The following is a 22492-nucleotide window of genomic DNA, read 5'->3' on the forward strand; positions in this document are numbered from 1 at the left end:
ATGGGTAGATTGAGCTCGCGTAGACGATTCCCGGCCGAGGTGCTCGCCCTGGGAGGGGCCGCGCTCCTCGCCTGCCCCGACGCCTCGGCGCAGGCGCGCGATCCCGCGGCGGCAGAGGCGCTGTTCGACGCCGGCAGGGCGGCGCTCCAGGCGAAGGACTACGAGACCGCGTGCCCGAAGTTCCGGGAGAGCTACGAGCTCGATCCGGCGCCCGGGGCGCTGCTCAACCTCGGCGACTGCGAGGAGAAGCGCGGCAAGATCGCGACCGCATGGTCGATCTTCCGGCAGCTCGCGCGCGACCTGCCGGCGAACGACGACCGGCGCCCCATCGCGCAGGCGCGCGCCGCCGCCCTGGAGGGCCGCGTGCCGAGGCTCACCATCCGGCTCGCGCCCGGCGCGCCGGTGGACACCGCCGTGCGGCGCTCGGGCATCCCGGTCGGCGCGGGCTCGCTGGGCGCGCCGTTGCCCGTGGACCCGGGCGAGGTCCAGGTGACGGCGACGGCGCCGGGCCGGAAGCAGAAGACGTTCACGGCGCAGCTCGCCGAGGGCGCGCAGGCCGAGCTGGTCGTTGCGCCGGAGGAGCCCGCGGCCGGCGGCGCGAGCGCAGGGCCCGCGCTCCCCCCGAAGGAGGGCTCGCAAGGAACGGGGAGCTCGACCTGGCGAACGGCCGGCTGGATCGGCGCCGGCGTCGGCGCGGTCGGGATCGGCCTCGGCGCCGCGTTCGGGCTGCGCGCGCTCGGGAAGAAGGGCGACGCCGAGGCCTACTGCAACGAGGCCAACGTCTGCGGGGAACAGGGGATCCGGCTGCAGGAGCAGGGCGCGACCGCAGGGACGATCTCGACGGTCGCGTTCCTCGTCGGGGCGGCGGCGCTGGGCGCCGGCGCGGTGCTCATCTTCACGGCGCCTTCCCCGGCGCAGGCGTCGTCGGCCCCCAGGGCGATGGTGGGCGTGGTGCCGGGAGGCGCCGTGGCGAAGGTGATCTTTTGACGGCGGCCGCACGCGCCGCGCCACGGGAGGCGGGAAGATGACGCGCGATCTCATGAGCACTCGACCCCTGTTCTGCGCCGGGCTGCTCGTCGTCGCGGCCGCAGGGGGCTGCAACGCGATCATCGGGCTCGAGGTCGGCGAGCTGGACTCATCGTCCGGCAGCGCGGGCGCGACGTCGGCGAGCGTGTCCGCGGGCGGCGCGGGCGGCGGCGGCCATGGCGGGGGTGGCGGCGGCGAGGGTGGCAGCGGCGGCGGGGGTGGCGGCGGCGGCGGGGGTGGCGGCGGCGGGGAGGAGGCGCTCTGCAGCCATGTCCGCGAGGGGGCTGTCCGCGCGCCGTCGAGCGCGTGGGGACGGCTGTCGGGCCTGTCGGTCGCCGGCATCGCGGCGCTGGACGGCGCGGTGACGGCGATCGTCAAGGAAAGCCGAGGGGTCGCCACCGCGTCCGACAAGGTCGGGTTCTCGGTGGCGAGATGGGACCCCTCCGGGACCCTCGACGGCGCGTACGGGATGCGGACCGGCGACCTGCCCGGCAGCGTCTGGCCCGAGCACCTCCTCGTCCTCTCGGACGTCGCCTACGTGACCGGGTCGTCGGATGCGCCGTTCACCTTGCTCACGCCCGATGGCGGGTGCTCGGTCGGCGCGCACGCCGATACCGGGCGTAAACCGAGCTTTCTGGCGGCGCTCGACGAGCTGGGCAAATGCAAATGGATCTGGAGCGTCGATGCCGCGCTCAACACCTCCCCCATCGCTCTGGCGGCGACGCCCAAGCGGGTCGTGTTCGCTGTCTCGGTGTCGGGAGCGGCGCGCGCGAGCACCGGCGATTGCATCCTCGGGACCGGCGACGAGCGCGGGTCCACGGAGCTCGTGGGGCTTGACCCGGACGGCATGTGCATCTGGAATCTCGCGTTCGAGACCACCGCGACCGTGCGCGTCGAAGAGCTCGTCGCCGCCCCGGAGACCGGGGAGGTGCTCGTCGTCGGCGACTACGATGCGCCGGAGGGGGCGATCAAGATCCAGACGAAAGAGCTCCCCGCCACGCCGGATCGCGACCTGTTCGTGGCGCGCGTCCAGCTCGAGGACGGCGAGGTGACGGAGGTCATCCCGCTCAGGGCCCCTGGAAGCCAGTCGGCGGCGCGACACGGAGCCGCGCTGCTCCCGGGCGGCGACGTCGTGATCTCCGGGACGTACACCGGGCCGTCCTTCAGCTTCCAGGACGACTGCCCGCTCCTGCCGGAGGCGGGGAATACGGAGAACACCTTCGTCGCGCGCGTCTCGAAGGGTGGAGTGGTCTGGAGCCGTGGATTCGGCGACGCCGCGGCAGATCAGATGGCCGTCAGCCTCGAAGTGGACAGCGACGGCTCGATCTACGTGGCGGGGACGCTCGAGGGCGAGATCCCTCTGGGGCCCGGCGAGAGGCTCGCGGCCGAGGCGGATCACCTGTCGAGCTATCTGATCGTGCTCAGTCCGGGCGGCAACGTCCTCTCGGCCACCACGCTCGCGGGGGCCGGCACCGTGGCTGTCTGGTCGGTCGCGCCGGGCGCGACGCTCGGCGATCCGCTCACCATCGCGGGTGAGCTGACGGACACGTCCCCTCTCGTGCCCATCAACGACCATCCCATCCAGGCGCCGGGAGAAGGGTTCATCGCTCGGTTGAAGGGCATGCCGTGACCGCCGCGCGCGGCCTCGAGCGCGCGCCCGGCGAACAGTCCACGACATTTCCACACGACACCGCAGAGCCTGCCACGGTGCGGCGCGGCGCGGCGCATAATCCAGCCGCCGGTTGACGCCGGTGGGATCGGCAGCTTCCATTCATGCATGCGCTCGCTTTACCGATGTTTCCACCTGGCTCTCCCCACCGCCGCCGCCGCCGCTCTGAGCGCCGCCGCGGGGTGTGATTTCCCCGACGCCACGTTCACCGACGACACGAGCGCCGCGAGCGCTGGCGGAGCCGGCGCCACCACGTCGTCGGCGAGCACCGCCGCCTCGTCCTCGTCCTCGGACGCGGCGGGCTCCGGCGGAGGCGCGGTGACCTCCGGCGCGGGCGGGGACGGCGGCGGCGCGGCAGGCTCCGGCTCCGGCGGCGCGGGCGGTGACGGCGGCGGCGGCGGCGCGGGCGGCGGCGCGGCGACCTCCAGCGCGAGCTCCACCTCGGCCGTCTCCGGCTCCGGCGGCGGCGCGGCGAGCTCCAGCGCGAGCTCCAGCTCGGCCGCCTCCGGCTCCGGGGGGGGCGGCAGCGTCAACTGCGACGCCGACGAAGACGGCTATCGTTCGACCGCGTGCGAGGGCGGCGACGACTGCAACGACGACAACCCCTCGGTCCACCCCGGCCAGCCCAGCGTGTTCTACGACACGCCGATCAGGCCGGGGGGCGGCTTCGACTACGACTGCAGCGGCGCGGCAGAGCCGGAGTTCGGCGCGGTCAAATGCACCGGCCTCCTCGTGTGTGGCGTGGCGAGCAACGTGTTTCTGTCGGACGTCCCGTGCGGGGGACGGGGCCCGTTCGGGTCCTGCAACCTCACCTGCCAGTCCGTCATCACCTACGATACATACCTCAGGGCCTGCCATTGACCCGCGCCGGCGCGATGGCGGCCTCGGGGATGCCACGCAGCGGAGAGCCGATCCGATGAAACGCGAACCTCGTACGATCCGATCCGTCGTGTCCTGCGCCGGCCTGTTCGCCGCCGTGGCGGGCGGCTGCAACGCGCTCATCGGGCTCGAGGTCGGCGAGCTGGATTCATCGCAGGCCGGCGCGGGCGCGGCCCCGGGCGCGACCTCCTCCTCGGAGGTCTCGGGCACGGGCGGCTCGGGCACGGGCGGCATGGGAACGGGCGGCATGGGCGCGGGTGGCTCCGGTGCGGGTGGCTCCGGCGCCGGAGAGTCGGGCGGCGGGGGCTCGGGCGACGGGGGCAGCGGCGGCGGGGGCAGCGGCGGCGGGGGCAGCGGCGGCGGGAGCCCGGTGTGCAGCGACGCCGGGGGCGCCATCATCGAGCCGGCGGCCGAGTGGGGCGAGACCCTCGGCTTCGACGTGGGCGACCTCGCCGCATCGGGCGGCGCGTTGACGGCCGTCGTCACGGATGTCCTCGACGATGCGGCGTATCAGTTCACGGTCGCGAAGTGGAGCGCCGGCGGGGCGCGCGACAGCCGGTACGGGCTGGCGGCGAAGGGCGTGTGGGGTTTGCACCTGGCTGCCGGCAGTGACTTCACCTATGTGACCGGGGAGTCCGAGGGGGCCGTCAACCTGCCCACCGGGAACCTCAGCGCATGCCGCGTCGGCCCTGCTCTGCTCGGGACCGCCTTCACGACGAGCTTCGTGGCAGCGCTCGGTCCAGAGGGCAAGTGCGGGTGGGTGTGGAGCGTCGACGCCGAGCACGGCACCACCGCGCGCGGCCTCGCGGCGACCTCCGAGGCGGTCGTCTTCGCCGTCGACGTGTCGGACGCCGGCAGGAGCTTCGGGCCGTGCGCGCCCGGGGACATCCCGGCGGATTCGGCGCTGCTCGCCGCGCTCTACCCGGCGGACGGCGCGTGCAGGTGGCAGCGCCGCCTCGGACCGCGAGCGGCCGTGACCGTCAAGGCGATCGCCGCCGACACGAGGTCAGGGTCGAGGCTCTTGACCGTCGTGGGCGACTACGACTCGCTCAGCGGAGACGTCTCGTTCGGCGGAGACACCCCCTTCGCCTCGCAGCGCCGCGATGTCTTCATCGCACGCTACGTGTCGAGCAACGGCGCCCTGCAGGACGTGAAGCCGCTGAACCTCGACGGCGATCAGCAGGTGGCGCAGCACGGGGCCGCGCTGCTCCCGGGCGGCGACGTCGTGATCGCCGGCACGTACCGCGGGCGCATCAGCTTCGGCGATCGCTGCCCGGCGCTGCCCGACGCGGGGGAGACGGAGAACTTCTTCATCGCGCGCGTCTCGGACGATGGCGTCGTGTGGAGCCGCGGGTTCGGCGACGCGACGGAGAGCCAGGTCGCCGCCGGCGTGGCGGTGGACGAGGGTGGCTCGATCTATGTCACGGGCGAGTTCACGGGCGCGATCGCGCTGGGGAGCGCCGGGATGCTCACGACCTCCCGGAAGCGGGCGGGATTCCTGATGAGGCTGGATGCCCAAGGCAACCTCATCTCGGCGGCCCGGTTCGAGGGAGACGGCTCCGTCGCCCTGCGGGTCGTCGCGGCGAGCGGGACATCCGGCGAGCCTCTCTATGTCGCAGGCGCCGTGACGGGGACCCTCGACCTCCCCGGGCTCGATAAACCGCTCGGCAGCGACGGCGATCCGGAATCGCACGGGTTCGTCGCGAGGCTCTCGGGCATGCGCTGATCCGCGATCGCGGCGAGCACAGCTGGAAGCGCCGGCGCCGCGCTCGCGTCCCGTACGGCCTCAGCGGCCATGAGGCGTAAGGGGATCCCTGCGGTCGACTTCAAGGGCGGCTCTGTTGATCCGCGCGCAACATTGTGTTTCCAGAAGACGTCGTGAGCAGCAGAGACGCCCCGTCCGGGGCCGCATGACGCTCTGCCGGCCCGGACTCAGGCACACTGCGTGTTCGAGAGGACCGGTCATTGAGTCTGCGCTCGCCTCATGGCGGCCACGACTGCGCCGTGCAATAGAGGTCGACGCAATGAAGCGCGCTCTCACGAGGGTCCGGGCTGTGTTCTGCGCTGGGCTGTTCGCCGCGGGCGCGGGAGGTTGCAACGCCCTCATCGGCCTCGAGGTCGGTGAGGCCGATCCAGGCGAGATCGATGACGGCGCGCCCTCCTCCTCCGCGGGCGGCTCCTCCGCGGTCAGCGGGGGTGCTGGAGGGGGCGGCGGCGCCGACAGCGGAGGGGGGGACCTCGCCTGCAACGGCGCGAGGCCGGGAGCCATCGCGGCGCCGTCGGGCCTCTGGGGCGACACGATCGGCGTGGACGTGGGGGACATCGCGGCCCTGGACGATGCGGTGACGGCCCTCGTCAACGAGACAGCCTCGTTCACCGTGGCGCGGTGGAGCTCCACCGGGGTGCGCCAGAGCGGGTATGGCCTGTCGGCGCCGGGCGTCTGGGGCACGCACCTGGCCATCGGGGCGGGCGTCACGGTCGTCGCCGGGGAGTCGGCGCAGGGCGTCGACCTCACCGATGCGCGGTGTCACGTCGGCCCGCACGGGGGCGCCACGACCACCCGGCCCAGCTTCGTGGCAGCGCTCGATGCGGCGGGTCGGTGCGCCTGGGCGTGGAGCATCGACTCCGATCGCGGCACCGCCGCGCGGGGCCTCGCGGTGACCTCCGATGCGGTCGTCTTCGCCGTCGAGTCAGTGGACAAGGGCAGGAGCTTCGGCCCGTGCAATTTCAAGCGCACCGTGACGGAGGAGTCCGTGCTGGTCGCCGCCTTCGAGCCGGCGCGGGGTGCGTGCAAATGGGACCGCAACCTCGGGACGCGAGCGGGCGTGACCGTCAGGGCGCTCGTCGCCGGCGCGACGTCGGGGGCGGGGTCGGTGGCGGTGGTGGGCGACTACGACACGACGCGCGGCTCCGTCGCGTTCGGCGAAGATACGCCCCGCGCGGCGGAGGGCCGCGGGATCTTCGTCGCGCGCTACGCGTCGAGCGACGGCGCTCCGCAGAAGGTCACGATGCTGCGCCTCGAGGGCGCTCAGCGCGTCGCGGCGCACGGCGCTGCAGGGCTCCCGGACGGCGACGTCGTGATCGCCGGCAGCTATGCCGGAGCGCTCGATTTCGAGGACCCTTGCCCGCGAATGCCCGAGGCGGGCGGCACGGACAACGCCTTCGTGGCGCGCGTCTCGGAGCACGGGACAGTGTGGAGCCGCGGGTTCGGCGACGCGGCGGCGATCCAGACGGCGGCCGGCGTGGCGGTGGACGACGCCGGCGCGATCTACGTCACGGGGCTGTTCACCGGCGAGATCGACCTGGGCGCCGCCGGGAAGCTCGCGGTCCGGCCGGGGAAGCAGGCAGGGTTTCTGATCAGGCTCGACGGCGCGGGCAACGTCGTCTCGGCGTCGACGCTCGAAGGGGACGGCGCCGCCGACCTGCGCGTCGTCGCGGCGGGCGGGGCGCGCGGCGGTCCCGTCTACGTCGCGGGGAACCTGACCGGACCCCTCGAGCTCGGGCTCGACGAGCGGCTCGGCAGCCACGCCGACGCGGAGCCTCACGGGTTCGTCGCGCGGCTCTCCGACGCGCCCTGACGGGCGTCGCGCCGCGCGCCGCCGTGCTGCTCCTGCATCCGCCGGCGGAGCAGCGGCCCGGCTCCTCGCAGCCGGAGATCTTCGCGAGCACGAGATCGGTCTCCGGATCCAGAGCCAGGGGCCGCAGGCGCCTGGCTCGACCTCGGGGGCGCCTCGCCGTCGCGCCGGAGCCCTGGATCTCGCTCGGATGCCGTGACCTGCTTCACGAGCCCGAGCGGCTCCGGTTGCGCCGGCGAGGCGCGCCGTCGCAACCTCGCGCGCGATGCCCGCCAGCAGCTCGCTCCGCCGGCCGCGCCGCGCCGCGACCGCGACCGCGGCGCTCTCCTGCGCCTTGCTCGCGTGCGCGGCGCTCTCCTGCGCCGCGCTCTCCTGCGCCCCGGCGCCGGCGCTCTCCCCCGCGACGGAGCCGGCGCCGCTCCGGAGCCTGCGCATCGCCGACGGTGATCTCGACGGCGAGCCGCGGACCGTGTCCGCGGCCGAGGCGCTCCGCGATCTCGACGACGCGCGCTACGCCTTCGAGCACGCCTACGCGGGCCTCGACGGGCGCTCGCCGTCGCCCTCGCCGCTCGCGATCGCCCGGGCCCAGGGCGCGCTCCGCAGCCGCGCGGCGTGGCGCCCCGGCGAGCTCGCGCGGCTCCTCCGCGACGTGTTCGCGGCGCCCGACGGCCACCTCGCGTTCGGCCACGGCGGCCGCGCGCCGCTCTGGCTGGCCTCGACCCCGCCGCCCTCGACCCCGCCGCCCGCGACCCCGCCGCCCGCGACCCCGCCGCCCGCGCCGCGCCTCGAGCGCGCGGCCGCCGCCGAGACCGCGCCCCTCGCGGCCCCTCCGTGGCGGCGCGATGCCCCTCCGCGGCGGCTCGACTCGCCGCGCCGCCTCGGCCACGGCCCGCCCGTCGAGCTCACGCGGAGCCGCGATGGCGTCCCGGTGCTCGCCATCCGCACCTTCAGCAGCGCCGCCGCCCCGGCGCTGGCGGCGCTCCCTGCGCTCGCGGCCGAGCTGCGGCGAGCGCCCGCCTTCGTCGTGGATCTGCGCGGCAACGCCGGCGGCAACTACCTCTTCGCCGAGCGCTTCGCGCTCGCGCTCACCGACGCGCCGCTCTGCGCGCTCGACGAGCGCGAGGTCCTCTCCGTCGCGGCGGCCGAGGGGCGCGCCAACAGCGTCCGCCGGCGGCTCGCTCGCGGCGACGTCCCGGACGAGGCGCGACCGCGCTTCGTCGATCACCTCGCCGCGCTCGAGCGCCTCGCCGGGACCCTGCGGGCGCGCGCCGTGGACCGCGGCGCCACGGCGCCGCGCGCCGACCTCACGACCCGCGGCGCGCAGATCCGCGGGCGGGCGGCGGGGCCGCTCGAGGGGCGCGCCGTCTTCCTGGTCGACCGCGGCTGCGCGTCGGCGTGCGAGATGCTGCTCGCGCTGGTCCGACAGATCCCGGGCGTCCTCGTGGCCGGGCAGAACACCCGCGGCGGCATGAGCGTCGGCGAGATCGCGTTCTTCCGGCTCCCGCGCTCGGGCGTCACCCTCTCGTTCGGCACCCGCGCTTTCCGCGACCCGCTCGGCGACTTCGCCGAGCTGCGCGGGTTCGAGCCCGACGTCCGGCTCGACGGCGCGGACCTCGCCGAGGAGGCGGCTGCGCTCGCGCTGCGCGGTGCGCCCTCGGGCGCACCCCGCCGCGACGCGCGGACATCGTGCGCGCCTCGTTGAGTTCGCGAGCAGTCCGCGTATCCTGGCCTCGCTGCACCGAAGCCACCCGCAGTTCCTTGGAGTCGCCGCGCGAGCGCGACGGGAGCCAGCATGCCGATCGGGCAAACGGAAGGGAGTATCGTGCCGCGTCGCCGCCTCGCAGCGCCGCGCGCCCGCTGCGCGCAGGCCGCTGCGCTGCTCGCCGCGCTGATCGGGCTGGCCGCACCGGCGGCCGCGCAGGTGCCGGCCGCGCCGCCGGGGCCCGCGCTCGGCAGCACGTCCGCGAGCGCTCCTCCCACGCCCGCGGGCGCTCCTCCCACGCCCGCGAGCGCTCCTCCCACGCCCGCGGGCGCTCCTCCCACGCCTGCGGGCGCTCCTCCCACGCCTGCGGGCGCTCCTCCCACGCCTGCGGGCGGCGCGCTGGTGCCCGTTCCGCAGGGCTACTACTTGCCGCCGCCGTCGCTCCCGCCGTGGGCGAACCCGCGGACCATCCAGTACGAAGAGGGGGACCCGATCCCGCGCGGCTACGCGCTCAGGACCAGGCCGGACCGCACGCTCCTCGGGGCGGGGCTCCTGACGTTCGGCGTCCCGTACGCGATCTCGTTCACGGTCGCGGGCATCGCGACCCTCGCGGAGGAGGATTTCGACGAGTTCGGGCCGCTGTTCATCCCGTTCGTCGGCCCGATGATCGGCACGGCGACCATGGACGTCGAGGGCGCGGGCCTCTTCTGGCTCACGATGGACAGCGTGCTCCAGGTGAGCGGGCTGCTCCTGTATGCCGCCGGCTTCGCCCACGAGGAGGTCTATCTGGAGCGCCAGTTCTCGGTGAGCCCGCGCGGCCCCGAGCACGCTGCGTCCATGTGGCCTGCGATCTCGATAGGCCCGTCGTCCGCGGAGCTCCGATGGCGATTCTGAGCCGGCGATCCTGCGCCGGGAGCTCTCACCCCGAAGGGAGACGCACGTGATCGCGATCCGCACCGTCCTCTCGATGGCCTCGCTGCTCGGCGTGCTCGCGCTCGCTACGCCGGCCGCCGCGGAGGGCGTCGCACCGCCCGTGCAGGACGCGCAGCCGCCCGCAGGCTACCCGCCGCCGCCTGGCTACGCGCCGCCTGGCTACCCGCCTCCAGGCTACGCGCCCCCTGGCTACGCGCCTCCTGGCTACGCGCCCCCTGGCTACGCGCCTCCAGGCTACCCGCCGCCGCCGGGCTACGCGCCAACTGCACCGCCCGTCATCCTCGGCATGCCGCGGACGCTGCCCTTCAAGGAACGCGAGCCGCCGCCGGAGGGCTACCGCCTCGAGACGCAGATGAGCCGCCGGCTGGTGATCGCGGGGACCATCGTCCTCGGCACCGCGTGGGCGCTCTCCGCGCTGACGGCCGGGAGCATCCTCGCCGAGGGAGAGAGCGGGGCCGGCAGCTACGCGCCGCTGCTCGTGCCGGTGGGCGGCCCGTTCATCACGCTCGCCACGGGCGAGGACATCGACTTCTCCAGCGACGACGGCCGGGTCGCCGGCTCCCTCGTGCTCCTCGACGGGCTCACCCAGGTGACGGGCTTCGCGCTGCTCGTCGCGGGCCTCGTCTCCAACCAGCAGGTCTGGGTCCGCAGCGACATCCCGCGCAAGGTGTCGCTCCACACCCCCGAGCTCCTCGTCGGCCCGACCGGCGGGACCCTGCGCGTCCAGTTCTGAGGCGCGAGCGCCAGGAGCGCGTCTCGGCTCCCGGCGCCTCCTTGCGTCCCTCACGCACCGCCGGGGCCCGCCCTGCGCAAGGCAGCGCCCCCCCGGGGCGGATGCCCCCTCACCGCGCCAGCCGGTACGTCGCGTCGAACGGCGAGCCCCCCTGCGGCACCTCCCGAACGACGCCGCGGTCCGGGTTCGCCGCGAGGTGGCGCAGGATCCAGAAGACCGTCTCGACGTCGTCGGTGCCCGCCGCGCGCGCGATCTCCTCGATCGGCAGCGCGCGCCCCGCGCCGGCGGCCAGCGCCGCGAGCACCTTGGCCTGCAGATCCAGCACCACCTGCGCGGCCTTCTTCCCGGCCTCGACGCCGGGCTGGTGGTACGCGTTGATGCCCACGAGCGACGCATACAGCCCGACCGCGCGCTCGTAGAGCGCGATCAGCATGCCGACGGCGCGCGCGTCGACCGCCTCGATCGTGATCGAGATCGACTCCCGCCCGCTCTCGCTGAGCGCCTTGCGCGTCCCCTGGAGGAAGCCGGAGAGGTAGTCGCCCGTCGTGACGCCGGGGTCGACCTCGATCGCGCCGCGCGAGGGCGCGCGATCGCGGAGCACCTCGATGAACGTGACGAAGAAATTGTCGAGCCCGTCACGCAGCTGCTGCACGTACGCGTGCTGATCGGTCGAGCCCTTGTTGCCGTAGACGGCGATCCCCTGGCAGACCTCCTTGCCCTGGCGATCGAGCCGCTTGCCCAGCGACTCCATCACGAGCTGCTGGAGATAGCGGGAGAAGAGCTCGAGCCTGTCCTTGTACGGGAGCAGCACCATGTCCTTCCGGCCCACGCCGCCCGTCGCCGAGTACCAGGCGAGCGCGAGCAGCGCCGCCGGGTTCCGGAGCACCTCCTTCGAGCGCGTGACCTCATCCATCTCGCGCGCCCCCTGCAGCATCTCCACGATCGACAGCCCCTGCAGCGCCGCCGGCAGCAGGCCGACCGCCGAGAGCTCGCTCGTCCGCCCGCCGACCCAGTCCCACATCGGGAAGCGGGCCAGAAAGCCGTGCTTCGTCGCGAACCTGTCGAGCTCGCTCCCCTCCCCCGTCACCGCGATCGCGTGCGCGCCGAGCGAGAGGCCGAGCCGCCGGTACGCCGCCTCGAGCTCGAGCATCCCGTTGCGCGTCTCCTTCGTCCCGCCCGACTTCGAGACGATCACCGCGAGCGTCGCGCCGAGGTCGTCCCCGATCGCGTCCAGCGTGCGATCGATCCCGTCAGGATCCGTGTTGTCGAAGAAGTACGGCTGCATCCGGTCGGCCGGCGTCCCCAGCGCCGACGCGACGAACTGCGGCCCGAGCGCCGAGCCGCCGATCCCGACGACGAGCACCTTGCGGAAGCGGGCCGCCCGCTCCGGCCGCACGCGCGCCGCGTGCACGTCCGCCGCGAAGCTCAGGATCCGCGCGTTCGTCGCCTCGATCGCGGCGCGCAGCGCGGCCTCGGGCGCGAGCTCCGGCGCGCGCAGCCAGTAATGGCCAACCCGGCGGTCCTCGTCGGGGTTCGCGATGCTCCCGCCCTCGAGCGCCGCCATCTCGGCGAGCGCCGCCTGAATGCGCGGTTCCATCGTGGAGAGAAAATCTTTCTCGAAGTGAATCCGGCTCACGTCCAGCCAGAGACCGAGGCCGGGGTCGTGGAAGAGGTGGGCCCGGAAGCGATCGAAGGGGAGGACGGCGGGCGCCGGTCCTCGACCCGGGGTTGCGCGGTCTTGATCCATGGGCCCCCTTCTACCGCTTCTCCCTACCGTTTCTCCAGGCGCTCGGACCCCTTGTCCGAGCGATGATCCGCCCCATGCGCCGGAGCCATCGGAAAACGACTCTAGCGTGCCGCCCCGACCCGCGTTATTTGCACGACGAACACGATGCAGCTTGATTTCGGAATCAATGCAGGGCTCGTCGAGGAGCTCTATGCTCAGTACCTCGAGAACCCCGAGTCGGTAGACCCTGGCTGGCGCTCGTTCTTCGAGAGCAAGAACGGCGGGGCGGCGCCCATCAGGCTGCCCGCTCCCGCCGCGCTGCCATCCATCCAGCCTCACGTGCTGCGGCCGTCGACGGCGCCCGGGAACGGGCACGGCAAGACGAACGGCGAGGCCGCGAAGACGCTGGAGGCCGCGTTCGCGCAGACGCTCAGCGAGCACCCGACCTCGCTCGAGACGTCGCGCGATCTGAAGGTGCTCGCGGAGGCCGCGCTCAAGGCGCGCGTGTACGCCCTCGTGAACGCCTACCGCGTGCGCGGCCACCTCTTCGCGCACGTCGACCCGCTCGGCCTGCCGCCCGCCACGCCGCCCGAGCTCGACCTGACGAACTTCGGGCTCCGCGTCGAGGACCTCGACCTGGCCTTCCCGACGACCGACCTCGCCGGCGTGCCGCCCGTCCTCACGCTGCGCGAGATCATCCGCCGGCTCGAGGAGACGTACTGCCGCTCGATCGGCGTCGAGTTCACGTTCATCGAGGAGCCCGAGGCGCGCCAGTGGCTCCAGCAGCAGATGGAGTCGACGCGCAACCGCCTGACGCTCGACCGCCAGAAGCAGCTCCGGATCCTGACGAAGCTCTCCGACGCCGAGATCTTCGAGCAGTTCATCCACAAGTCCTACGAGGCGGGGACGAAGCGCTTCTCGCTGGAGGGCGCCGAGAGCCTCATCCCGCTGCTCGACCTCATCATCGAGCGCGCGGGGTCGCACGAGGTCGACGAGATCGTGGTCGGCATGGCGCACCGCGGCCGGCTCAACGTCCTCGCGAACATCATGGACAAGAGCCTGCGCGAGATCTTCGCGGCCTTCGAGGACAAGGAGGCGGAGCGCCACCTCGGCAGCGGCGACGTCAAGTACCACCTCGGCTACTCGACCGACCGGGCGCTCGAGAACGGGCGCAACGTCCACCTCACGCTCACGTTCAACCCGAGCCACCTCGAGTTCGTGAACCCCGTCGTGCAGGGGCGCGTCCGCGCGAAGCAGGACCGGCGGCTCGCCGACGGCGCCCCCGACGCGCGCCGCCGCGTGATGCCGCTGCTCATCCACGGCGACGCGGCGTTCATCGGGCAGGGCGTCGTCGCCGAGACGCTCAACATGATGAACCTCCCCGGCTACACGACCGCCGGCACGGTCCACGTCATCGTGAACAACCAGGTCGGCTTCACGACCGATCCGATGGAGGGGCGCTCGACCCGCTACGCGTCCGACATCACCCGGATGCTCAAGGTCCCGGTGTTCCACGTGAACGGCGAGGACCCGGAGGCGGTCGCCCACGTCGCGCAGCTCGCGATCGACTACCGCGCGCGCTTCGGCTCGGACGTGGTCATCGACATGTACTGCTACCGGCGGTACGGCCACAACGAGGGCGACGAGCCGCGCTACACGCAGCCGCGGATGTACGCCGCGATCGACAAGAAGCCGACCGTGCGGCAGGTCTACGTCCGGCGCCTCATGGAGCTCGGGCAGATCACCGAGGAGAAGGCCGAGGAGATCGTCGTGCGGCGCCGCGAGGCGCTCGCCGCCGCGCTCGACGAGGTGAAGCAGAAGGGCTTCGCGCCGGTGCTCTACTCGATGGGCGGCGTGTGGTCGCACTACCGCGGCGGCGCCGATCACGCGACGCCGGACGTGCCGACGAACGTGCCGGCCGAGAAGCTCATCGCGCTGTCGGAGCGGCTCCTCGAGCTGCCCCAGGGCTTCAAGGCGCACCCGAAGGTGCTGCCGACGCTCAAGCTGCGGCACGATCGGCTCGTCGCCGGCGAGCCGTTCGACTGGGGCACGGGCGAGATGCTCGCCTACGCGACGCTGCTCGCCGAGAAGACGCCGGTGCGGCTCTCCGGGCAGGACGTGCAGCGCGGCACCTTCAGCCACCGGCACGCGGTGCTGCGCGACGTGGAGACGAGCACGCGCTACGCGCCGCTGTCGCACGTGGCCGAGGCGCCGGGCCGCTTCGAGGCGTTCAACAGCCCGCTCAGCGAGGCGGGGGTGCTCGGCTTCGACTTCGGCTACAGCCTCGACTACCCGGACGGGCTCGTCATCTGGGAGGCGCAGTTCGGCGACTTCCTCAACGGCGCGCAGGTCATCGTCGATCAGTTCCTCACGTCGAGCGAGGACAAGTGGCACCGCCTGAGCGGCATCGTGCTCTACCTGCCGCACGGCTACGAGGGCCAGGGGCCGGAGCACTCGAGCGCGCGCATCGAGCGCTGCCTGCAGAACAGCGCCGAGGACAACATCCAGGTGTGCAACCTGACGACGCCGGCGCAGCTGTTCCACGTGCTGCGGCGGCAGGTGCACCGGCCGTGGCGCAAGCCGCTCATCATCGCGACGCCGAAGAGCCTGCTGCGCGTCCCGGCGACGTCGAAGGGCCCGCACCGGCCGGTGTCGACGATCAAGGACCTCGCCGAGGGCAAGTTCCACCGCGTGCTGCCCGACACGAGCGGGGTCGATCCCGCCGACGTGAAGCGGGTCCTGCTCTGCTCGGGCAAGGTCTACTACGACCTCGCGCTCGCGCGGGAGACGCGCGGGCTCAAGGACGTGGCGATCCTGCGGCTGGAGCAGCTGTTCCCGCTCAACGAGGAGATCGTGAACGCGCTCGCGCCCTACAAGGACGGCACGCCGCTCGTGTGGGTGCAGGAGGAGCCGCGCAACTACGGGGCCTGGTATTACATCCTCGCGGTGCTCCGGCAGCGCATCGGCGACCGGCTGCCGCTCTCGTGCGTGAGCCGATCGCCGAGCGCGAGCCCCGCGACCGGCTCGCGCGCGAGCCACCTCCTCGAGCAGAAGATGCTGATGGACGAGGCGTTCGTCGGGGGCAGGAGCTGAGCGAAGCGGCGAGCCTGCGGGACAGGTAGGCGCCGCAGCGCCGCGGCTTCGGGGCGGGCCTGCGAACGACAAGGGGCTCCGGCGGCTGAAGAGCCGCGCGAGGGCGAGCTGGTACGCCCGCGGCCCTGTGGCGGCGTCGTGGGGTGAGCGGCGGGGCGGCCTCTCGCGCCGCCGCGCCGCCCGTCCGCGACCGAGAAGGCGGTGCGCGCCGCCCCGTGGCACACGCGATGCTCGCGCCCCGGCGAGCGGCGTCCCCGGGCGGGTCGCGCGGCGCAGGTCGCGCAGCATGGAGCGCGGATCGCGGATCGGCTCCGCCGCCTCGTGGCGCCGCGAACGAGGAGGATCCGCAATGAAGGCAAACACGGGGTTCGTGGTCGTCGCGGGCGCGCTCGGCGTGCTCTGCGCGCGCGCCGCCTCGGCGCAGGATTTCGGGGGCGAGATCCCGCCGAGCTACCTGAGCTCGCCGCTCAGGGCGCCGAGCAACGCGCTCGAGCTCGGGGTCGGCGCCGGATACACGCAGGGGTTCGGCCACATCGCGAGCGAGCGGCGCCTTCGCGACGTGTCGGGCCCCGGCGCCGGCGTGGCCGTGAAGCTCGGCTACCGCGCGACGCCGAAGCTCGGCCTCGGCCTGACGTCGAGCTACGAGCAGTACATGGCCATGGGCCCGGACCGGCGCGAGACCGACGTCCGCGGCCTCACGGCGGGCGTGGAGGCGCGGTTTCACCTCGCGCCGTTCGAGCGCATCGACCCGGTGATCTCGCTGGGCAGCGGCTACCGGGCCCTCTGGTCCGCGGCGCCGGGCCGGCAGCGCGACACGCTCACCCACGGCGTCGAGCTCGCGCGCCTCGGCGCGGTGATCGACGTCCGCATGTCGGACAGCGTCGCGCTCGGCCCATCCATCGGCGGCGGGCTCGACATGTTCCTCCTGGAGCGCGCCGGGGGCGCGAGCGCCGCCCGCGAGATCCGGGGCAGCCGCGTGAACAGCTTCGTGTTCGCGGGGCTCGAGGGGCGCTTCGACATCGGCGGCCAGCGCGTGCGCGAGATCGTCGAGATCGCGCGGCGCTGAGCGCCCGGGGACCGGCGCGCGCCGGCAGCGTACGTCCTGAATCGACTCCTCCCACCTGCGACAGGCCATCTCGCGGCCGCGCCGCTCTCCCCGTCACCGCTCGACACGTGCTGGACACAACGTAGCTCCCCGTCCGGGAGAGGCGCCAACCGAGGACACGACACCCGCTCTCGGAGAAGCACATTCGTGACGGAGCAAACAACGATTTCTATGGACCCTCAAAAACCGATACCGTAACGTACGAGACATCGACTCGACGAAGGCGGCGCTGACGGGGGACACGACCGCTCGGGAGCTCTTGAAGGCGGAATAGCGGTCTGCCGACGCGGCGCTCGCGGGCAGCGCGGGGCGCCACCTCCTGGCGCGCGTCGGCGTGACGGCGGCCGCGTTCGTCATCGGGCGGGGCGATGCGGGATCTTGCTTTCAAGGGGGCCACCTCATGACCACCATTCTCCTCGTCGAAGACAACGAGATGAACCGTGACATGTTATCGCGACGCCTGCTTCGCCGTGGATACGCCGTGGTGACCGCCGTGGACGGCGAGTCGGGGGTGGAGATGGCGCGGGCCAGGCGGCCGCAGCTGATCCTCATGGACGTCGGCTTGCCCAACATCGACGGCCTCGAGGCCACCCGTCGGCTCAAGGGAGACACGCGCACCAGGGACATTCCCATCATCGTCCTCACCGCCCACGCGATGACCAGCGACAGAGAGCAGGCCATCGAGGCGGGAGGCGACGACTACGACATCAAGCCCGTCGAGATCGAGCGCCTCGACGCGAAGATCCAGACGCTGCTCGGCCGGGAGTCGCCGTGAAGCGCCCGGCCGATCCCCTCGCCGGGCGCGGCGCCGCGGTGAGCGACAGGCCTGGCCGACAGGAGCTCTGGAGATCGCTCGTCGCGCACCTCCGCCACGAGCTCCACACGTCGCTCACCGCGATCGTGGGCTACGGCGACCACCTCCTGGAGTGCCTGCCCCTCGACGCGCCGACGAGCACGTTCGACGCGCTCAACGGGCTCCGGGGCATCGGGGCCTTCGTGCTCACCCAGGTCGACGAGCGCATCTCGGAGGAGGCCCTCGGCAGCCGCGACTCGCAGGCGCTGCTCTGCAGCCTGCGCGAGCTCAACGCCGCCACCGAGCCGCACACGAGCAAGATCGAGCCTCTCTGCGCGGAGCTGCTCTCGCGGTTCGAGCGCGAGGAGCGCTTCGCGTTGATCCCCATCCTCTGCAGGATCCAGGCGGCGGGGGTGATGCTGCGCAACCTCATCGCGGGGTACTCGCAGAGCGGCCTCCCGAAGGCCCCGTGGCTCGGGCTGCCGCTCGGCCAGGACGAGCCTCCCCCTCCTGCGCTGCTCCCCCAGACCAGGGCCGGGGGCATCGGAGGGCGCCTGCTCATCGTGGACGACAACTCCATGAACCGCGACATGCTGACCTCGTGCCTCGAGCGGCGGGGGTACGAGGTGGACCAGGCGCCCGGGGGGCGCACGGCGCTGCAGCTCATCCGCGAGAACGACTATGACTTGATCCTGCTCGATCTCGTCATGCCGGACCTGAACGGCCTCGAGGTCCTGGAGAAGCTGAGGGGCGAGGGGCGCCTCGGCTTCGCGCCGGTGGTCCTGCTCTCCGCGTCCGACAAGCTCGGCGACGTGGCGCGCGGCATCGAGTGCGGCGCCGAGGACTACGTGACCAAGCCGTTCAACATGGTCCTGCTCCAGGCGCGCATCCGCGCCTGTCTCGAGCTCAAGCGGCTCAGGCAGTGCGAGGAGGCGTATGTCACGCTGCTCCGGGAGCACCGGGCGCGCGCGGACGAGGCGCAGCGCGCGGCGCGGGGCGCCGCGAACGAGCAGGGCGGGGGCTGAGCGAGGGGGACCGCTCCGGCCGGGGCGCGTCGCGGGGCGAGGGTCCGTGAACACAAGTGCGCCTGGCCGCGGCGTGCCGCGGCGGCGCGGAGCGGCAGGCCATGCAGGTCATCCACAACATCGTCAGGGAGAGGCGCGAATACAACAGCTGGGTCGCCAACGAGACCATGGAGGACTACTCCCTCCGCTACGCGCCGAGGTCGTTCCGGAAGTGGTCCCCGGCGCTCCTCGCCAACACGGCGCTCGGCGGCATCTCGTTCCTGGCGCTGGAGGCCATCGGCGGCTCGCTGATCGTCAGTTACGGATTCACGAACTCGCTCTGGGCGATCCTTGTCTGCAGCGCCGTCATCTTCCTCACGGGCCTGCCGATCACCTACTACTCGGCGACCTACAACCTCGACATGGACCTCCTGACGCGAGGCGCCGGGTTCGGTTACATCGGCTCGACGATCACGTCGATCATCTACGCGTCGTTCACGTTCATCTTCTTCGCCCTCGAGGCCGCCATCATGGCGCAGGCCCTCGAGCTCTACTTCGGGCTGCCGCTCGTGCCCGGGTACCTCGTGTGCTCGGCGGTGATCATCCCGCTCGTGCTCTATGGCGTGACCCTGATCAACAAGTTCCAGCTCTGGACCCAGCCGCTGTGGCTCGTGCTCATGGCGCTGCCGTTCGTCTTCGTGCTCCAGAAGGACCCGGAGGCGCTGTCCGGCTGGACCAGCTTTGCCGGCAGGTCGCCGAGCGGCAACGCGTTCGACCCGCTCCTCTTCGGCCTCGCGGCCAACGTGAGCTTCTCCCTCATCGTGCAGATCGGCGAGCAGGTCGACTACCTGCGGTTCATGCCGGACAGGACGAGATCGAACCGCCGCCTGTGGTGGATCGCGCTGATCCTCGCGGGCCCGGGGTGGATCCTCCTCGGCGGCGCCAAGCAGCTGGCCGGCGCCTTCCTCGCGTCGCTCGCGGTGAGGCAGGGCTCGAGCATGGACGCGGCGCTCCGGCCGGTGGTGATGTACCTGGCCGGCTACGAGCACGTCTTCTCGAACCGGAGCGTGGTCCTCCTCGTGGCGATGGCGTTCGTCGTCGTCTCGCAGCTCAAGATCAACGTGACCAACGCCTATGCCGGGTCGCTCGCGTGGTCGAACTTCTTCTCGCGGCTCACGCACCGCCACCCCGGCCGCGTCGTGTGGCTCGTGTTCAACGTCGCGATCGCGCTCCTCCTCATGATGTTCGGGGTCTTTCAGACCCTCGAGAAGGTGCTCGCGATCTACTCCAGCGTCGCGATCGCGTGGATCGGCGCGATCGTGGCCGACCTCGTCGTCAACAAGCCCCTTGGGCTGAGCCCGCGGTACATCGAGTTCAAGCGGGCGCACCTCTACAACGTGAACCCGGTGGGGGTCGGCGCGATGGGCGTGGGCGCCGCGGCGTCCATGCTCTGCTTCGCCGGGGTGTTCGGCCCCGTCGCCGCGGCGTACTCCTCGTTCATCGCGCTCGGCCTCGCGTTCGCGCTGTCCCCCGCCATCGCCTGGCTCACCAAGGGCAAGTATTACATCGCCCGCCATAACACCCATTTCTCGAACGACAAGGACCAGGGTATCGCGCAGTGCTGCGTCTGCGAGCACGGCTATGAGCCGCAGGACATGGCGTACTGCCCCGTGTACGAGGGGGCGATCTGCTCGCTCTGCTGCACGCTGGACGCGCGCTGCCACGACGTCTGCAAGACGCCGCGGGCCGGGGTCGACGCGCGCCGGGCGACGGCGCTCCGCGCCTTCGTGGCGGAGCGGCTGTCGGCGCGGCTCTCGTCGCGGCTCCTGCGCTTCGCGCTCGTGTTCCTCGCCATGGCCGGCGTCGTCGGGGCGCTCTTCTGGCTGTTCTACTGGAGCGCTGCTCTGACCCCCGAGGCGCGGCCGGAGGTCCTCGCCGCGTTCATCAAGCTCTATTCGGCGGTCGTGGTCCTCATCGGCGTCGGCGCGTGGTGGCTCGTCCTCTCCTGGGAGAGCCGGGAGCTCGTCGAGGAGGAGCTGGATCGGCAGAACGAGCAGCTGCAGCAGGAGATCGCCCTGCACAAGGAGACGGAGCGGGCGCTGTCCCAGGCGATGGAGAGGGCCGAGGTCGTGAACCGGCAGCTCTCCGAGGCCAAGACGCACGCCGAGGCCATGGCGAGGGCGGCCGAGCGCGCGAACCTGGCGAAGAGCCAGTTCGTCGCCAACATGAGCCACGAGCTGCGGACGCCGCTCAACGCGATCCTCGGCTACAGCGAGATGCTCCAGGAGGACGCGACCGACCTCGGCAACCACGCGTTCGTGTCGGACCTGAAGAAGATCCATCAGGCCGGCACCCACCTCCTCGGCCTCATCAACGACGTCCTCGACATGTCGAAGATCGAGGCGAGCCGGATGGAGCTCCACCCCGAGTCCTTCGACGTCCAAACCCTGCTCGACGAGGTGACCTCGACCGTGCGCCCGCTGGTCGCGCAGCACCGGAACACGCTCTCGATCCACCGCCCCGACGGCGCGATCACCCTGCACGCCGACCCGCGGAGGACGCGGCAGATCCTCTACAATCTGCTCAGCAACGCGGCGAAGTTCACCGCCGACGGCGCCGTGCGGGTGCGGGTCGCGGTCGAGGGCGGGTCCGGCCGGCCGACGCTGCACCTGCAGATCGAGGACGAGGGCATCGGGATGACGGAGGAGCAGCTGAAGCGGCTGTTCCAGCCGTTCGTCCAGGCCGACTCGTCGACGTCGCGCAGGTACGGCGGCACCGGGCTGGGCCTCATGCTCACGAAGCGGCTTGTCGAGCTCATGGGCGGCGCCATCGACGTGACGAGCGAGCCCGGCAAAGGCTCCACGTTCAGCGTGCGGCTGCCGCTCGCGGCGGCAGCCGACGAGGCCGCTGCGCGGAACGGCGCGCTGGACGGCCACGGCCGCGCCGGCGTCGAGGCGTGGACACCGGGTCAAGGGGACGTGCAGCGGCTCGTCCTCGTGGTGGATGACGACGTCACGGTGCGCGACCTGCTCAAGCGGCACATCGAGGCGCTCGGCCACCACGTGGCGCTCGCGCCGGGCGGGAAAGAGGGGCTGCGCCTCGCCGGCACGCTGTTTCCCGATGTGATCACGCTCGATCTCCTGATGCCCGAGATGGACGGCTGGCGGGTGCTCTCGGCGCTCAAGTCGACCCCGGCGCTCGCGTCGATCCCCGTGATCGTCATCTCGATCGTCGAGGAGCGGGGCATCGGGTATTCGCTCGGCGCCGCGGACTACATCACGAAGCCGGTGGAGCGCGAGGCCCTGGAGCGCGCCCTCGCGCGCTGCGCGCTCCGGAGCGGGCGCAGCCCGCGCGTCCTGGTGGTCGAGGACGACGCGCCGAGCCGGGAGGTGCTCGAGGGGATGCTGCGCCGGTCGGGCTGCGACGCGCTGTCGGCGGCGAACGGGCGGCTCGCGCTCGATCTCCTGGCCACCGACACGGAGGCTCCGGACGCGGCCATCGTCGATCTGATGATGCCGGAGATGGACGGGTTCGAGCTGATCGAGCGGCTGCGCCTCCACGAGCACTGGCGCCGGATGCCGCTCATCGTGCTCACCGCCAAGGAGCTCACGGACGAGGATCGCGCGCGGCTCCGGATGGGCACGGAGCGGGTGTTCCAGAAGGGCCAGCTCGGCCTCCAGGAGCTGCTGGAGGAGGTCCGTGTCTGCGTCGAGGCCGCGGCGCGGGCCGGCGCCTCCCGGGCGCCAGCGCCGGCCGGAGCGCCCGCGGCGTGAGCTCGCCGGCGCGCTCCGCGGCTCGGGCCGCTCCGATTCCGGTCCCGCGCCGCCCGGCCTCGGCTATTCTGCCCAGCCAGCGCGGCGCCGCCGCTGCGCGCCCTGCCCACCGATGCGGTTGTACGTCGCCCTCGCTCACTTTGAAGGCTGTCCCTTCGACTTCCTGAACAGCCCGACCGAGCTCCGCGGGGTGCTGGAGGCGGCCGTGGCCGCCGGGTCGTTCACCCTGCTCGAGATGGTGGTCGTCCCGTTCTCGCCGCAGGGCATCACCGCGTGCGCGGTCGTCAGCGAGTCGCACGTGGCGCTGCACTCCTGGCCCGAGTCGGGGCGGCTCTTCGTCGACGTCGCCTCGTGCAGCACGCTGGAGAGCGTCCGCCGCGCCGTGGCCGCCATCGGGAGCGCGCTGCCCGCGGGGGGGCGGCTCGCGGTGCTCGACGAGCGGATCGTCGACCCCGGCGGGGCCCGGGCGCCCTGACGCGGG

15 protein-coding genes are annotated in these 22492 nt (G+C 72.7%); 14 read left to right on the plus strand and 1 reads right to left on the minus strand.

The annotated features are described in order from the left end of the window. The 8 genes from WME75_RS29895 to WME75_RS29930 all read left to right on the plus strand — a co-directional run bounded on the left by WME75_RS29895 (position 1) and on the right by WME75_RS29930 (position 10517). On the plus strand, positions 1 to 987 hold the full coding sequence (locus tag WME75_RS29895) for a tetratricopeptide repeat protein (protein WP_437478163.1): 987 nt from the start codon (positions 1 to 3) through the stop codon (positions 985 to 987). A gap of 52 nt (positions 988 to 1039) precedes the next feature. Beyond that, positions 1040 to 2656, plus strand: coding sequence for a hypothetical protein (locus tag WME75_RS29900; RefSeq protein ID WP_437478166.1), 1617 nt, complete (start codon positions 1040 to 1042; stop codon positions 2654 to 2656). A 147-nt stretch (positions 2657 to 2803) separates the two neighbouring features. Beyond that, a complete protein-coding gene (locus WME75_RS29905) occupies positions 2804 to 3556 on the plus strand; it encodes a hypothetical protein (protein WP_437478169.1) in 753 nt (250 codons plus the stop codon). A 55-nt stretch (positions 3557 to 3611) separates the two neighbouring features. Then, on the plus strand, positions 3612 to 5300 hold the full coding sequence (locus WME75_RS29910) for a hypothetical protein (protein WP_437478171.1): 1689 nt from the start codon (positions 3612 to 3614) through the stop codon (positions 5298 to 5300). Positions 5301 to 5598: 298 nt separating this feature from the next. Further along, complete coding sequence (locus WME75_RS29915) at positions 5599 to 7152, plus strand: hypothetical protein (protein WP_437478174.1); 1554 nt, start codon at positions 5599 to 5601, stop codon at positions 7150 to 7152. 262 nt (positions 7153 to 7414) lie between these two features. Next, the gene (locus tag WME75_RS29920) at positions 7415 to 8851 is read left to right on the plus strand and encodes a S41 family peptidase (RefSeq protein WP_437478177.1); all 1437 of its coding nucleotides are present in this window, start codon (positions 7415 to 7417) and stop codon (positions 8849 to 8851) included. A 120-nt stretch (positions 8852 to 8971) separates the two neighbouring features. Beyond that, positions 8972 to 9745 (plus strand): hypothetical protein, encoded by a 774-nt coding sequence (locus WME75_RS29925; protein WP_437478180.1) that lies wholly within the window; start codon positions 8972 to 8974, stop codon positions 9743 to 9745. 46 nt (positions 9746 to 9791) lie between these two features. Continuing rightward, positions 9792 to 10517, plus strand: coding sequence for a hypothetical protein (locus tag WME75_RS29930; RefSeq protein ID WP_437478183.1), 726 nt, complete (start codon positions 9792 to 9794; stop codon positions 10515 to 10517). A 109-nt stretch (positions 10518 to 10626) separates the two neighbouring features. Here the strand turns inward: WME75_RS29930 and WME75_RS29935 are convergent, their stop codons facing one another. Continuing rightward, a complete protein-coding gene (locus WME75_RS29935; RefSeq protein WP_437478186.1) occupies positions 10627 to 12264 on the minus strand; it encodes a glucose-6-phosphate isomerase in 1638 nt (545 codons plus the stop codon). A gap of 144 nt (positions 12265 to 12408) precedes the next feature. Between WME75_RS29935 and WME75_RS29940 the strand changes: the two genes are divergently transcribed. From WME75_RS29940 to WME75_RS29965, 6 genes are all read left to right on the plus strand, one after another. Next, positions 12409 to 15336, plus strand: a complete 2928-nt coding sequence (locus tag WME75_RS29940) for a 2-oxoglutarate dehydrogenase E1 component (protein ID WP_437478187.1) — start codon at positions 12409 to 12411, stop codon at positions 15334 to 15336. 349 nt (positions 15337 to 15685) lie between these two features. Next, positions 15686 to 16402 (plus strand): hypothetical protein, encoded by a 717-nt coding sequence (locus WME75_RS29945; protein ID WP_437478190.1) that lies wholly within the window; start codon positions 15686 to 15688, stop codon positions 16400 to 16402. A gap of 439 nt (positions 16403 to 16841) precedes the next feature. Continuing rightward, positions 16842 to 17216: a response regulator gene (locus WME75_RS29950; protein ID WP_437478192.1), complete on the plus strand. Its 375-nt coding sequence runs from the start codon at positions 16842 to 16844 to the stop codon at positions 17214 to 17216. Beyond that, a complete protein-coding gene (locus tag WME75_RS29955; RefSeq protein WP_437478194.1) occupies positions 17213 to 18259 on the plus strand; it encodes a response regulator transcription factor in 1047 nt (348 codons plus the stop codon). The genes WME75_RS29950 and WME75_RS29955 overlap by 4 nt, the downstream gene beginning before the upstream one ends. A gap of 56 nt (positions 18260 to 18315) precedes the next feature. Continuing rightward, positions 18316 to 22011, plus strand: a complete 3696-nt coding sequence (locus WME75_RS29960) for a response regulator (RefSeq protein WP_437478197.1) — start codon at positions 18316 to 18318, stop codon at positions 22009 to 22011. A 112-nt stretch (positions 22012 to 22123) separates the two neighbouring features. Then, complete coding sequence (locus WME75_RS29965; protein WP_437478199.1) at positions 22124 to 22486, plus strand: S-adenosylmethionine decarboxylase family protein; 363 nt, start codon at positions 22124 to 22126, stop codon at positions 22484 to 22486. Positions 22487 to 22492 lie beyond the last annotated feature (6 nt).

This window comes from Sorangium sp. So ce1014 (assembly GCF_051521505.1).
Lineage (GTDB): Bacteria > Myxococcota_A > Polyangia > Polyangiales > Polyangiaceae > Sorangium.